At 46.2% G+C, this 13,031-nt stretch carries 17 protein-coding genes; 11 read left to right on the top strand and 6 right to left on the bottom strand.

What is annotated here, in order from left to right; genetic code table 11:
• The first annotated feature begins 171 nt into the window (after positions 1–171).
• The 10 genes from AC3A8L_RS05025 (at position 172) to AC3A8L_RS04980 (ending at position 7,370) form a co-directional block, all read left to right on the top strand.
• Positions 172–933, top strand: a complete 762-nt coding sequence (locus AC3A8L_RS05025; RefSeq protein WP_487961141.1) for a class I SAM-dependent methyltransferase — start codon at positions 172–174, stop codon at positions 931–933.
• Between the two features lie 10 nt (positions 934–943).
• On the top strand, positions 944–1,222 hold the full coding sequence (locus tag AC3A8L_RS05020) for a phosphopantetheine-binding protein (RefSeq protein WP_487961140.1): 279 nt from the start codon (positions 944–946) through the stop codon (positions 1,220–1,222).
• Between the two features lie 121 nt (positions 1,223–1,343).
• Positions 1,344–1,970, top strand: a complete 627-nt coding sequence (locus tag AC3A8L_RS05015) for a COG4648 family protein (RefSeq protein WP_487961139.1) — start codon at positions 1,344–1,346, stop codon at positions 1,968–1,970.
• A 4-nt stretch (positions 1,971–1,974) separates the two neighbouring features.
• Positions 1,975–3,375, top strand: a complete 1,401-nt coding sequence (locus AC3A8L_RS05010; RefSeq protein ID WP_487961138.1) for an AMP-binding protein — start codon at positions 1,975–1,977, stop codon at positions 3,373–3,375.
• Between the two features lie 34 nt (positions 3,376–3,409).
• Positions 3,410–3,727: an ApeI family dehydratase gene (locus AC3A8L_RS05005; protein ID WP_487961137.1), complete on the top strand. Its 318-nt coding sequence runs from the start codon at positions 3,410–3,412 to the stop codon at positions 3,725–3,727.
• A gap of 31 nt (positions 3,728–3,758) precedes the next feature.
• Complete coding sequence (locus AC3A8L_RS05000; RefSeq protein ID WP_487961136.1) at positions 3,759–4,649, top strand: lysophospholipid acyltransferase family protein; 891 nt, start codon at positions 3,759–3,761, stop codon at positions 4,647–4,649.
• A gap of 54 nt (positions 4,650–4,703) precedes the next feature.
• Positions 4,704–5,903, top strand: coding sequence for a beta-ketoacyl-[acyl-carrier-protein] synthase family protein (locus AC3A8L_RS04995; protein WP_487961135.1), 1,200 nt, complete (start codon positions 4,704–4,706; stop codon positions 5,901–5,903).
• Positions 5,904–6,692 carry a beta-ketoacyl synthase chain length factor gene (locus AC3A8L_RS04990; RefSeq protein ID WP_487961134.1) on the top strand — a complete coding sequence of 263 codons (789 nt, stop codon included), beginning with the start codon at positions 5,904–5,906 and terminating at the stop codon, positions 6,690–6,692.
• Entirely contained in the window at positions 6,692–7,135 is a 444-nt protein-coding gene (locus AC3A8L_RS04985; RefSeq protein ID WP_487961133.1) for an ApeP family dehydratase, read from the top strand. Before AC3A8L_RS04990 ends, AC3A8L_RS04985 begins: the two co-directional genes overlap by 1 nt.
• 40 nt (positions 7,136–7,175) lie before the next feature.
• Entirely contained in the window at positions 7,176–7,370 is a 195-nt protein-coding gene (locus AC3A8L_RS04980; RefSeq protein WP_487961132.1) for a Trm112 family protein, read from the top strand.
• 44 nt (positions 7,371–7,414) lie between these two features.
• On the opposite strand, the gene AC3A8L_RS04975 is transcribed toward AC3A8L_RS04980, so the two are convergent.
• Positions 7,415–7,936 carry an RNA methyltransferase gene (locus AC3A8L_RS04975; protein ID WP_487961131.1) on the bottom strand — a complete coding sequence of 174 codons (522 nt, stop codon included), beginning with the start codon at positions 7,934–7,936 and terminating at the stop codon, positions 7,415–7,417.
• Positions 7,937–8,142: 206 nt separating this feature from the next.
• On the opposite strand from AC3A8L_RS04975, the gene AC3A8L_RS04970 reads away from it, so the two are divergent.
• Complete coding sequence (locus AC3A8L_RS04970; RefSeq protein WP_487961130.1) at positions 8,143–8,571, top strand: hypothetical protein; 429 nt, start codon at positions 8,143–8,145, stop codon at positions 8,569–8,571.
• Between the two features lie 21 nt (positions 8,572–8,592).
• Here the strand turns inward: AC3A8L_RS04970 and AC3A8L_RS04965 are convergent, their stop codons facing one another.
• The 5 genes from AC3A8L_RS04965 to AC3A8L_RS04945 all read right to left on the bottom strand — a co-directional run.
• Positions 8,593–9,789: a lipase family protein gene (locus tag AC3A8L_RS04965; protein ID WP_487961129.1), complete on the bottom strand. Its 1,197-nt coding sequence runs from the start codon at positions 9,787–9,789 to the stop codon at positions 8,593–8,595.
• 15 nt (positions 9,790–9,804) lie between these two features.
• Positions 9,805–10,335 carry a DUF6795 domain-containing protein gene (locus AC3A8L_RS04960; RefSeq protein ID WP_487961128.1) on the bottom strand — a complete coding sequence of 177 codons (531 nt, stop codon included), beginning with the start codon at positions 10,333–10,335 and terminating at the stop codon, positions 9,805–9,807.
• A gap of 16 nt (positions 10,336–10,351) precedes the next feature.
• Positions 10,352–10,645: a PAAR domain-containing protein gene (locus AC3A8L_RS04955; protein ID WP_487961127.1), complete on the bottom strand. Its 294-nt coding sequence runs from the start codon at positions 10,643–10,645 to the stop codon at positions 10,352–10,354.
• 49 nt (positions 10,646–10,694) lie between these two features.
• On the bottom strand, positions 10,695–11,270 hold the full coding sequence (locus AC3A8L_RS04950) for a DUF6931 family protein (protein ID WP_487961126.1): 576 nt from the start codon (positions 11,268–11,270) through the stop codon (positions 10,695–10,697).
• An 82-nt stretch (positions 11,271–11,352) separates the two neighbouring features.
• Positions 11,353–13,031 (bottom strand): type VI secretion system Vgr family protein (locus AC3A8L_RS04945; RefSeq protein WP_487961125.1); only part of this gene is annotated, 1,679 nt, incomplete at its 5' end.

The following is a 13,031-nucleotide window of genomic DNA, read 5'->3' as shown; positions in this document are numbered from 1 at the left end:
ACTCATAGCGTCTAGCCTGCTGTCCGATTAAATTTAGCCGGCGATTATAGAGACAATCTCATGCCATAGCACGCAACACACCGAAAAAAACGCAGTAATCTATCACCTTCAACTTGCCACAATTTAACGACTCCCTTAAAGTACGCGCCTTGATTTTTAGGAGTAAATGCCATGGCCGACAGTGATACCAACCGTATAGCCCCTCACCCTGTTCTTGAAGAGTACTATGAATCGCCCGAAGCGCGGCGCGAGAGAGTAGACGGCATGTTCGATTCTTCTGCCGAACATTACGATTGGATTACTAGCGTTATGAGCTTTGGCTCAGGCAAATGGTATCGATACCAAGCATTATTACGTGCAGGCGTATCGCAAGGCGATAAAGTCTTGGATGTGGGCGCAGGCACCGGAGTGGTGTCGCTATTATCGCAAAAGATTGTGGGCGATACCGGCTTGGTTGTTTCGCTGGACCCCAGTAAAGGCATGCTCGGCGAGGCAGTAAAATCCGGCGTTAAAAACGCCACTCTCGGTTTAGGCGAAGCGCTTCCCTTCCCCGACAACACCTTTGACTACCTCACCATGGGTTATGCCTTACGCCACGTTGCCGACCTAAAAGAGGCCTTCTCGGAATACCAACGTATTTTAAAACCCGGCGGGAAAATTTTACTACTCGAAATCACCCGCCCTGAAGGCAAACTTTCAACCGCTTTTTTGAAGTTTTATTTGAAAGGCGTTGTGCCTAATCTAGCCAAAATTTTCCGCCGCAGCGCCGACAGTAAAGTTTTAATGCGCTACTACTGGGACACCATCGAGCAGTGCGTCCCCCCCGCGACCATCGTGCAAGCACTCAAAGACACCGGCCTGCAAGATACCCATCGCGCCGTTGTGATGGGCATATTTAGTGAATACACGGGCGTGAAGCCCAGCAAAGCTTAAGGAGCCGGTTATGAGTGAACAAGCAGAACAAGAGCTCGCACTAGCAGAGGTATTGATTGAAGCCTTAGAGCTAGAAGATATTAGCGCTGGCGAAATTGTTGCCGAGGCGCCACTGTTTGACATTAGCGCCCCCGATAGCCTGGGACTGGACTCCATTGATGCGCTTGAGATATCGCTGGCCATAGCGAAGAAATATCAAGTACAACTCAAAGCCGACGACGAAAATAATAAATCTATTTTTTATAGCTTGCGTTCGCTAAATCAGTTTATTCAAGACCAAACAGGGTAACCCCCTGTATTAAGCCAAAATGCTGAGCCGCGGAAAACCGCGTTTTTCTTTTTGATAAAAGCCCTCAAGCTAGAGAAATCGAATGGGAGGGCAATAAAACAGCGCAACTTGGCCAACCGCAATGACCCCGCCTTTCATTAAACCTCATGTAATTGCTACGCTTTTGCTTATTGCGGCTTACCCTGTGCTTTCGCACAGTGCTTTTCTTTTTCAACTACCGGCCTTGCGCTTTGTTGCCATCTTTGGCGTACTAACCGGAGTATTTCTATCCAGTTTAATTCGCCCCTCCCTCAAGGGTTGGATCGCGTATTGCGGCATCACAGCGATACTCGCAGCGCTAGCCATTAACCAATCAGACATTTACCTCACCTATATTCCACCGGTAGTCATCCCTTTGTCGTTGCTCATTATTTTTGGCTCGACACTACTCCCAGGGAAAGAAGCACTCATTACCGCCATCGGCGAGAACTCGCGCGGCCCATTAAGCGTCGCAATGCGTCGTTACACCTATTGGTTAACGGTTAGTTGGTGCTGCCTGTTTGTTATTATGGCCACAATTCCCACCACCCTTTTACTCACGGGCCAGCAATCGTTATGGTTCTGGTTTACCAACGTATTCAACTACATCATTGTGAGTGTTTTATTTGTCGGTGAATTTTATTTGCGCAAAAAGCTCTTCCCTAAACATAACCATCCCGGTTTTTGGGAATATTTAACCATTATTTATCACGCGAACATACGACGCTAACCTCATGATAAAGCCTCAAAATCTACCCCCTGCAGGGTCACAGATCAGCGCACAACACCTGATTCCGCTAATCGCCAACTACCAAGCCGATGCCCCCCTAGCCCTCCAACCGGGTAAAGATCGCTTACAGATCACCACTCAACAACAATTTTTGCAGCATGTTAATGCATTAGCCCAAGAGCTACCCAACGCCAACTTTGCCCTTAACCTTTGCAAAGACCGCTTTCAATTTTTAGTGGTTTTCTGCGCCCTATTACTCAAAGGCACGACTAATTTATTGGCCCCCAATCGGCAACCTCTAACATTAAAAGATATCGCTAAAGATCATGGTGATTGTTGCTACTGCATTTTTGATAGCCCGACCGAATGCGAAATCAAACATATTGATATTAGCCAACTTACACTCGAGCCCAAGCACAACGAAATACTCGCGCCCCACAACATCCCCAGCAACCAGCTTGCCGCCATCGCCTTTACATCCGGCAGTACAGGCAAACCTAAGCCCATCGAAAAAGTCTGGGGCACACTGGCCACTACTGCACAGTTATTAAGTCAGCGATTGCTGCAGGCCCCTACAGCGCTAGTGGCGACCGTTCCGCCACAGCATATGTACGGATTAGAAACATCACTACTAATGGTACTGCAGGGGCACGGGGTGATGCATAATTCCCACCCATTTTTCCCCGCCGATATTGCCGACACTCTGCGCCACATTGATATGCCAAGTGCATTAATTAGCACCCCAATTCATTTACGCGCATTAATAAAATCTGAAGTTTTAGATGCAAAGAACAAACTATCACTACAATGTATTATTTCAGCAACGGCACCCTTAGCCTCTCCCCTGGCCGAAGCCTGTGAAAACACGCTCAATTGCCCGCTGTGGGAAATCTACGGCTGCACCGAAGCCGGTAGCATGGCAACACGACAAACCAGCCTGGGATTGCAGTGGGAGCTACTTGCAGGTTTTGAACTACAGACAGAGAAAAACAACACCTCAACAACCACCGCTCCTCATTTAGTCGGCATAGCGCCGCTCAGTGATACAATAGACATCATCGATGACTGTCATTTTTTACTCGGAGCCAGACACCAAGATATGATCAATGTGGGCGGTAAGCGTGCATCCATTGCCGATTTAAACCGTCAACTACTCGATATTGCAGGGGTCAATGATGGCGCGGTATTTATGCCGAACGATGCCAAAACGGAAAATAGACCCGCGGCATTCGTGGTATCTCAACTCACTGAACAAGAGATCCGAATAGCCCTATTAAAACGTATCGATACCACACTCATACCAAGACCAATTATTGCAGTACCGGTTTTACCGCGTAACAGCACCGGGAAATTAACGCAGCAAGCAATAACACAACTTTGGCAGAAGCTTCAAGACAGCAAATGATTATTACTTACACCTTAAGGACGAGCCAATAGAAATGGACCAAGCCAGCAACAGCGCAACCGGTGATTATCTAACACTGCAAGTACCCGTATCACACCCCTGTTTTGCAGGTCACTTTCCCGGCGCTCCATTAGTACCGGGCGCCCTACTTTTAAAATGGCTTGGACAAGCACTATACAAGCAGTACCGGCAACCCGTATCGCGAATTAAGCAAATGAAATTTCATACTCCGATTACACCTGGAATGCTGTTATCCATAGAAAGTTTTTACTCAAACAGCATTGTTAAATTAACCGTATACACACCAGACAAAACATTATCCGCTACAGGGCACTTTATTCTTCACGATTAACAACGTGCTGAAGCAAGAGATTATTTGGCTTATGAGTAAAACTTGGCAGCAACAAAATGAACGAGGGTCATCGCGCTTAATTCGCTTCCTCGCATGGATTGCATTAACGCTCGGCCGACGCGCCATTAATATCGTGCTCTGCATTATTATTTTTTATTATATTGTATTTGCCACAACAGCCCGCCGAGCCTCAAAGCAATTTATACTTCGCGCATGCAACAAAAAAGGGTCGATTAAAGAAGTCTATTTACACTTGCTCACCTTCGCAACAGTAGCTGTAGATCGCATATTTTTCTTAGCCGGCAAAGACGACCAGTTTAATATTCACATTACCGGCAAAGAGCTATTCGAGCAGTACGCAAGCCAAGGTTGTGTATTATTAACCTCGCACATGGGCAGCTTTGATGCAATGCGTGTTTTAGCCGCACGACATAAATACTTCAAATTGCGAATAGTGCTCGATATCGCGCACAACAGCCAAGCTCTCGAACTACTACAAGCACTAGATCCAACCTTAGCGCAGGGCGTCATTGATGCCAGAATCCCTGCGCCCGAGTTAGCCCTAATACTCAGTGAAGCCATCGCGAACAACGAAATGATTGGCGTAATGGCTGACCGCTGCGCACAAGGCGACCGTAGCCGCAGCATCGACTTTCTGGGTGAGCGCGCTCAGTTCCCCGAAGGACCTTGGCAATTAGCATCCATCCTTAAGGCACCCGTTATTGCCTGCTTTGGCATATACCGCGGCAACAAACGCTATGATATACACTTCGAACCCATTGCCGACCGTTTAGGCGACTCACGTAAAGAAAGAGGCCCAGCCATTGATAAAGCGATTCATCATTATGTCGCAAGGCTTGAACACTTCGCCCAAAGTTACCCTCGTAATTGGTTTAACTTTTATCCTTTTTGGGGTCCATAACTCGAACCATTAACCCCCTAAGCCAATCTTACTTTAATTTTAGAATCACACGATATGCAACCATTACTGATCACAGATTACACTTACACAAGCTGTTTAGCGGCAGGGCGGGAAAATAACTGGCGCGAAATTGAAGCTGGAAACTCCAAGCTAAAACCCTGTGATTTTTCTGACATTAAAGATTTAAACACATGGATCGGTGAAGTGAAGGGCTTAGAAACGCCCCTACCCCAAGCACTATCACATTATGACTGCCGCAATAATCGACTCGCCTGGTTAGCACTACAGCAAGATAATTTCTTAGCGCAGGCAAAAAAGGCCGTGCAACGCTATGGAGCCAATCGTGTTGCTGTTTTTGTCGGCACAAGTACCTCCGGTATCCACGAGACTGAAAAAGCCTATATCGAAGCGCACAGGCAAAAAAGTTCAGAACTACCTGACTGGTATAATTACGAGTCAACTCATAGCATTTTTTCGCCAGCTGGCTTTACCGCTTTTGCTACCGGTGCGAAGGGACCCATAAGTGCAATATCTACAGCCTGCTCTTCTAGTGCTAAAGTTTTTGCTTCCGCACAGCGTGCAATTGCCTGCGGCCTATGCGATGCAGCCATTGTCGGTGGCGTCGACTCACTGTGCTTAACAACACTCTACGGCTTTAACGCACTGCAACTCGTTTCAACTACCCCCTGTAAACCTTTTGATGAAAATCGTGACGGTATTAATATTGGAGAAGGGGCGGGCTTTGCCATTTTAGAAAAACCTGAAGCAGCGCATTTATGTAATACGAATCACCCTCAGCTTTTAGGCTATGGCGAAAGTAGTGATGCTTACCACATGTCGTCACCGCATCCAGAAGGGCGTGGCGCATTCCAAGCCATGAGCATGGCCCTCGAAAAAGCCAATATTAGCCCGCAAAATGTCGATTACATCAATCTACATGGAACCGGTACAAAAGCGAACGACAGTGCCGAGTCAGCCGCTGTAGCGCAATTATTTAAAGATGCCTGCAAGGCAAGTTCAACAAAGGGCTGGACGGGGCACACACTAGGCGCAGCAGGAATTATCGAAATTGCCATCTGCCTACAAGCACTGCAACATAACCTTGCACCTAAAAATAAAAATTTGGAGCAACAAGACCCCGACAGTAAAATACATCTACTAAAAGATAACTACTCAGGCCCACTACAATATGCCCTGAGCAATTCATTCGGTTTTGGCGGTAGCAATTGCAGTTTAGTAGTAGGAGTTAAATAAATGTTATCTGTCAGCATAGAGAGTATCGGCGTTGCAGCACCGGGATTAAACAACTGGATCGAAAGCCAAAACATACTGACTGGGAAGCAATCTTATAACCCAACACCACTCGAAAAATATAAGCCGTTACTGCTCCCACCCAATGAAAGGCGACGAGCAACTGGCTTAGTTCGCATGGCTTTTCGTGTATGCGAAGACGCCTTCGCGCAGCGCCCCGATGAAGATGCCGCCCAATACGCCACGGTCTTTGCATCTTCGGACGGCGATTACCCGATCATAGACCAGATCTGCCAATCACTTTGCGAACCCGAACGCCTGGTTTCCCCTACCCGCTTTCATAATTCGGTTCACAACTCAGCCGCAGGTTACTGGAGCATCGCTACAGGAGGCCAACTTGCCTCCACCAGCCTTTCGGCTTACGACACAAGTTTTGCAGCAGGTCTTCTAGAGGCCATGACTTATTGCCAATCTGAGCAACAGCCTTGCCTATTGGCCGTATATGACATTTGCCCACCGGGTATCCTGCAGGCTAAGCGCAATATACCGGTTGAATTTGGCGTGGCCTTACTACTAAGGCCACAAGCTACAAGCCGAAGCCTTGCCACTATTACACTTCAAGAAAATAACAACACTGCGGCGAGTATACTAACTTCCCCCCTCGAGGAATTAAGGCAGCAAAATCCCGCCGCCCGCTGCCTGCCATTACTAGTCAGCATTGCAACAAAAGAGGATTCCATTGTTATTTTTGAAAACGGTGCTCAGAATACTGCATTTAAGGTGAGCTGCTAATGCCGCAACCCGTCATCGATCATGCAGCCATTAGCCAGCTAATTCCCCATACCGGAAATATGGTTTTATTGGATGAAATCACCCACTGGAATAGCGACAGTATTACGGCAAAGGTACTCGCCAAATCATTATTAGATAATCCTTTAATTGAAGAGTCAGACAACAATACATTCAACAGCCTATTACTCATTGAATACGCCGCTCAAGCTGCAGCGGTTCACGCCGCATTACTTGCTAGCGGTTTGGGCGAGCAGCGACCCGCTTATATTGGAGCCACCAAAAATATCATCATGCAACAAAAAACCGTTGAGCCAACATGCCCAATAACCATCGATGCCGAGATGTTATTGGCTAATGCTAATGGCGCGATTTATCAAATTGAATGCTTACAGAATCAAACAACCGTCATTAGCGCCAAACTGGTATTAAGTCAGCCGGCCTAAAAACTAAAAATTTTCAGTCATATTCCTTAGAAGGTAACCCATGATTAACCAAGAACTCCTTAATATACTTGTATGCCCCCAAAGCAAAGCGCCACTAACACTAGACAAAGATAATCAAGAATTAATCTGTGAAGAAAGTGGTTTGGCCTACCCTATTCGCGACGGCATTCCAGTAATGCTCGTCAACGAAGCTCGCAAAATAAACGAGAGCACACAAACAGAAGTAAGCCATTAATCAGCTTGGTCAATAAGGGAGCACCGAACCTAGCTCGGGCTTTCTTATTTATTCAGTCGATTAATCATCAAGCGATTATTAACATCCCGGCTGGTTTTCACTCGCTGCTCATGATCAATAGTTTCGTGTGCTTTTGCTAAGCGATCATACAAAACTACATTAACGGTTGCGGCCAGGTTCATGCAGCCTATCGTAGGGATGTATACAACCGCATCCGCTATATCCACCAGCTCTTGCCCCACGGAGCCATCCTCAGGGCCAAAAACATAGAGTGCATTTTCAGGATGCCTGAATTCCGGTAATGGTATGGCCCCCTCCACTAACTCAATACAGACCAATTGAGTATTTTCAGCTAAATCAGCCTCTAGCGCCTCAACACAAACTAATGGTATCTGTGTGGATATATTCTGCGTATCTGTATGGTACTTAGCGGCCCGATCAAATCGCTTCCCCGTATAACGCACCGCATTAACACCATAACAACCAGCCGCTCTCATAACAGCACCAACATTAGAAGGACTCTTAGGGTTGCTCAACCCTAAGATCACGTTTTTTTCATTAGTCATCGCTATATCTTTATTGGATTATTTTCGGACAGTTTAACATTTTGAACTCAAACTCGAAGCGCATAGACTCACCTCATCTGTTTAATAAATACTGCACCACTCTTAGAGTCTGATAAAATAATCTAACGCAACCGAGCTTTAGTCTATTTTAAGTAAGTTTGCAAATTTAGTGGACACTTAGCCAACAACACCTGAAGCAGAATTCAATGACAAGCTATATTATTTTTAAATGGAGCGCACTGACCTTTGGCATAGCCTTTGGTGGGATTGCGCTCATTATGTTAATTGGAATGATGTGTTTTGGGGCCGAGAATGGCGCCGATAAAATCAGGCAGAAACCAATCATTAAAGAGTTAATGGCCGTTGGAGCTGTCATATTAACGGCAGCAATTTTTATTATGATTTTTTCCGGTCTAATTCATTATATAGGTAGTGCATTAAGCAGCCTAACATGGTCTCCGTTAACGGTGAGTGTTGGGCTAATCTGCTTTGGGCTTTCTCCTGTGGCATTGTTACTAATAGCTGCAGTATCTAAATCTCAGAGCTTGATGGTTAGCTGGGCTTTTCTATTTTTTACTGTGCCTGCAGCTTTTGTTGGACTGATAGGAACAGGAATATGGGCTCTTTTTAATTAGCCCATACCTTACTATTTTAGTCTAAAGCGCGCGTCCATCAGCAAGTGCATGGCTTAAAGCTTGCTTAGCCATTACTTGCGCCTTCACTTGTAATTTACGCAACAAATCCCTAATTACAGCCTCACTCCAATTATCACTATCAACTAATTTCTTTGTCAGCCCTAAAAATTGAGCAATTTTTTTCATTAAAAGTGTAATCCAGCTCGATAATGCACCATCAACCAATGAATTTTTCGCTAACACAAACGCTAAACGATCCATCAATGTCGTGTACGTTGACTGCGCAAAGGAAGCCATCCCCCCCACCACATTCAAGCATTTTTTAATAACAAATTTGAAAGCATGTTCAATTTTCTGAAAGTTTGAGAGTGAATAGACACACTGCCCACGATCAGTAAGCCAAGCAGAAACATTCACATCAGAATAATCTGACTTCCGGTTTGAATAGAGTTTTTCCCATGAAAGACTTTTCCCGCTCGAACCGTTTGTTACCGATATTACGTACTCGCCCATATCATGCCACTTGCCGCCGGGCAGTAACCCAGGAGAGTATAAAAGGTAATCTCGTCCTTCATTCGGAGTATGGGTAAACGGCCAAATAGGGATGCAAGGAACAACATCTGTTTTATGGTAAGCGCGATAAACGTGATCACACCCAATCAAACTAGTACAGCCAGCTGAAAAATCGTCAAGTCCGACTCGAGGACTACCAAAGGAATATAAAAAAACCTCAAAACTCGTTGTTTTCTTTATCCACTCAGCCGCTAATGTTGCTAAGGCTCCGCCAAGGCTGTGTCCCAAGCAATGCACCTTTGTACCAGGTGGTAATCCTCTCATAAATGGGTCTATTTGAGGCTTCATTGACCTAAAAGACTTATTAAATCCATCATGCACCCGATTACCACACTCAGATCGGTCAAAAAGCATATTGAAGTTTGTCAGCCAATCAGCCAAATATTGTGTACCACGGAACAAAACAAAGGCATGACCAGCCAATTGGTTCTGCCCAACTAAAACAAATCCAAAAGCAGTTCTCACCTTAATAAAAGCTGGACCTCCGGTTTTACCGACCAACATATTATTATCTGCAAATCTAAGATTGTCTTGATACCGCACATTCAATACTTTCTCGGCCTCCTCAAGTGTATCGATTTTTGTCAGTGCATATACATCTTTACACAACCCGGCAACCACTTTTGGGGGAAATGGATTAGTCACAATACTCTCCTTTTATTAATCATCATCAGTTGTAAAAAAATCATCCGCTGTAATTGGAGCATCGGGTGTAACATTCCATTCACACAACGTTACGAATGGCTGCCCATCCACACTCACTACACTCTCCTCTCTAGCCAAGTCACAGCTTATTACTAATTCCTGACCTTTCGCTTCAGAATTCTCGCTTTTATTCATCTTCACACCAGACCAAAACTTTATGGCCTGACCATCGACATCAACTTTCAACAACTGTTTTGCTGAAAATTGAGACGGTAAAACACCAATGGCTTTACGCTCATAGACTGCAGGCATCTGAAAGTAACCCTCCGCATCAGTAATAACGCTATCAACTACTTCGCCCTGCCAATCAGTAATTCTCGTTATTTTGGAGTTTCCAAGAGGCTGTCCATTTTTTAGAAGATAACCCGAGACTTCTGAAAATGTGCAAGCCTTACCTGCGTCAATAATTGCCACTGCTTCCCCCTTACATGAAGAAATAAATAAAAAAGATATAATTAAAATAAAATTGAGTTTTAATAGTTTCATTAAATCCACTTTAAATTCAGCCCCCAATCAACACGGTAGGACAGCCCACCACAATCTTGCCACCATGTGCCGTACTATCCCCCATTCGCGCTGCCGGCTTTTTACAGATCATCACCGTTGTACTTCCCATGACTATGACATCTGGCGGGCCCACGCAAACACACATACTGCCGAGCGTGGCCGAAGGTAATTTACCGATCAATACCGTGGGGCCGCCGGGCGAGACAATGGGGCCGCCCACGTGGGGGACCGGGCCTGTCGTCATTGGGCAGACGTGCATGTCGGTAATGCGTGATGCGGGTTTTCCCATTGTTGTTCACCGTGTTTGTGGATTTTTTGAGGTTGAGAAGGTAAAGGCTTTATTGTGCTTGGCCACTGCCACCGCGTGCTAAATCGAACCCTTGCGTAAAATACGTGGGGTAACGGTTACCCGCTTCGCCGGCATCGCCCTCAACAGCCGCTAAATTTACCGCGCCACCGACCGCATGCGCATAAAGGTATTCCGGCGGAGCAACATCGGGCTCATCTTGAGGCGCTAAACTACCCGTGGACCACGCCGCCGCCATTGCCGCCCAGCTCGCGGGGGTTTTATGTTTCAGTTTTTCGGCTAAATCACGGCACAACAAACGCAATTCTTCTGTTGGCGTGCGCACCCAGGTTTCGGTTGCGGTAATGGCTTGCGCCTCCAGTGAGCCTTCTTCAATCGGGTTTTGGCGTACCGCTAAACAAGCCCACCACACCGCTTCACGCTTAGGTAAAGCATGCGCCAATAGCCGTACCGCATCTAAGTTAAAATTCGCTTTCATTAACTGCTCGACCACGGTCGCGGGATGTAAAGTCACATCTATCTGCTGCTCGGCTTCTTCCTCACTCAAGTCCATATGCTCAAGTAAGTCCCCAGCGGTTTGAACGGTAATTTTCACAAAATCATTCATAAGGTTAACTCTTGCGTAAACGCCTTTAAATCTGAGCTTTTAATGTGTCAGTTATCTTTAATTTTTAATGCGTGATTAACAATTAGTTAATCATCGTGATGCCGCCTTTCAGCGTTAACATCCCACCGGCTTTCACTTCGGCCATGGCATCGCCTTTACACGTTAGCATCACACCCTTAATCGTTATTCCCGCCGGTGTCATTTTAATACTGCTAGAGCCACACTTAAATTCTATCGAGGCTAAGGATTCAACCTTTACGCCACCTTTGGCATTGACCGAATATTTGCCCACATTGGCTTTAACGACGTGATCACCTTTGCCTAAGGTCACTTTGCGATCGCCCATATTAATGCCGAGAATATCATCGCCTTTACTGATGGTCGCTTTCTGATCACCTTTGCTCACCGTGGTGATTTTATCGCCTTTAGAAATGGTATTTTTTTGATCGCCTTTACTCACCGTTGTCGTGTGATCACCTTTACCCACGGTCGTGTCGTAATCACCTTCATCCACTGCGACGGTGCGATTGCCTTCTTTCACCGTGATACTTTCATCACCTTCGGTGACGGTGATGGTGCGGTTTTGTAGAACTTCTAAGGTTTGATCGTTTTCCACCAGACCGGTTTGGTCGTTATGTACCACCCAGTTGTGGTCTTTTCCGGCTTCCATGTAAACCTCTTCGGAATCCGGCTTATCATCAAAACGAAATTCATTAACCTGACTGTTATCGTATTGGGTTTTCCAGCCGCTTTGCGTCGCGGTGTAATTGGGGCCTTCATTCGTTCCGTTATAAACCGCGCCCGTGACTATCGGGCGACAAGGGTCCCCATTTATGTAGGTAATAATCACTTCTTGCCCAACACGCGGCACGAAGTTAGCGCCCCAGTTTTTACCGGCAAACGCTTGTGCAACACGCACCCAACAAGAGCTTTGCTCGCTATGCCAGGGGAACTTCACTTTTAGCTGAGTATAAATATCGGATGAGCTGTCCGATTCGGTTGCTTTAACTTCTTCAACCGTCGCCACTTGAGGGGCATCGATAGTTTTAGGGGCGCGGCGCCATAAGGGACGCACAAGTTTAGTGGACGGCACACACTCAAAATCATTTTCGAAAAAGGTGTCACGGCCATTGCCTTCGCGGGCGGTTACGGTCATCCGCGTTACTGTGTAGGTGCCTTGTTCGCTATCGAGCGGATGCTCTATCGTAAAGCGCCCGCCAGCCGCTAATTGGCCACAATCACTGGTGCCGTTGGCTAAATCAAACTGCCCTTCTTCGGCTTCAATAATGCTGGTAGCTCGCGCGGTATTATCGCCGCTATCGAAAGCGTGTTTTGAATCACCGTCTGTTTGAAAACGGTAAATACCAAAATGCCGCATAGTGTAAGGCGATGCGCCATTCAAATCGGTGGTCGTGTTGACCTTACTTTTATACTGATTGGTAGTGGCGAATTCATTGTAATCGCTGGTTTCTACCGCGTTGCTATGAAAGCTGTAGCTGCGCTCCCAGCGGTGCACACTGTTTTGAGTCGGTTGGCTTCCGCCGCCATCGTAATCCAGCGCATCCACATCACAGTCAAAGAAGCCTTGCGCATCATCCACAAAAGTTAATTGATGCTCGCCATCCTGATGTTTGAAATAATAGCTGATGCCTTCTTCTGCCAGTAGGCGATGAACAAATTCAAAATCAGTTTCATCAAACTGCACGCAGTATTCGCGCGTTAAAGGCTTACCGTTTAATGAAAAGCTAAAAGTGAGTACGC

Source organism: Marinagarivorans sp. (genome assembly GCF_982758155.1).
The sequence above is the reverse complement of the archived record's forward strand: the minus strand, read 5'-3'. Positions and strand labels throughout refer to the sequence as shown.

Excerpts from the sequence above, each read along its gene's own strand:
- AC3A8L_RS05020 (WP_487961140.1), top strand. The coding sequence starts at position 944 with ATGAGTGAACAAGCAGAACAAGAGCTCGCACTAGCAGAGGTATTGATT.
- AC3A8L_RS04980 (WP_487961132.1), top strand. The coding sequence starts at position 7,176 with ATGATTAACCAAGAACTCCTTAATATACTTGTATGCCCCCAAAGCAAA.
- AC3A8L_RS04990 (WP_487961134.1), top strand. The coding sequence starts at position 5,904 with ATGTTATCTGTCAGCATAGAGAGTATCGGCGTTGCAGCACCGGGATTA.
- AC3A8L_RS05025 (WP_487961141.1), top strand. The coding sequence starts at position 172 with ATGGCCGACAGTGATACCAACCGTATAGCCCCTCACCCTGTTCTTGAA.
- AC3A8L_RS05015 (WP_487961139.1), top strand. The coding sequence starts at position 1,344 with ATGACCCCGCCTTTCATTAAACCTCATGTAATTGCTACGCTTTTGCTT.
- AC3A8L_RS04975 (WP_487961131.1), bottom strand. The coding sequence starts at position 7,936 with ATGACTAATGAAAAAAACGTGATCTTAGGGTTGAGCAACCCTAAGAGT.
- AC3A8L_RS04955 (WP_487961127.1), bottom strand. The coding sequence starts at position 10,645 with ATGGGAAAACCCGCATCACGCATTACCGACATGCACGTCTGCCCAATG.
- AC3A8L_RS05010 (WP_487961138.1), top strand. The coding sequence starts at position 1,975 with ATGATAAAGCCTCAAAATCTACCCCCTGCAGGGTCACAGATCAGCGCA.
- AC3A8L_RS05000 (WP_487961136.1), top strand. The coding sequence starts at position 3,759 with ATGAGTAAAACTTGGCAGCAACAAAATGAACGAGGGTCATCGCGCTTA.
- AC3A8L_RS04960 (WP_487961128.1), bottom strand. The coding sequence starts at position 10,335 with ATGAAACTATTAAAACTCAATTTTATTTTAATTATATCTTTTTTATTT.
- AC3A8L_RS05005 (WP_487961137.1), top strand. The coding sequence starts at position 3,410 with ATGGACCAAGCCAGCAACAGCGCAACCGGTGATTATCTAACACTGCAA.
- AC3A8L_RS04995 (WP_487961135.1), top strand. The coding sequence starts at position 4,704 with ATGCAACCATTACTGATCACAGATTACACTTACACAAGCTGTTTAGCG.
- AC3A8L_RS04950 (WP_487961126.1), bottom strand. The coding sequence starts at position 11,270 with ATGAATGATTTTGTGAAAATTACCGTTCAAACCGCTGGGGACTTACTT.
- AC3A8L_RS04970 (WP_487961130.1), top strand. The coding sequence starts at position 8,143 with ATGACAAGCTATATTATTTTTAAATGGAGCGCACTGACCTTTGGCATA.
- AC3A8L_RS04985 (WP_487961133.1), top strand. The coding sequence starts at position 6,692 with ATGCCGCAACCCGTCATCGATCATGCAGCCATTAGCCAGCTAATTCCC.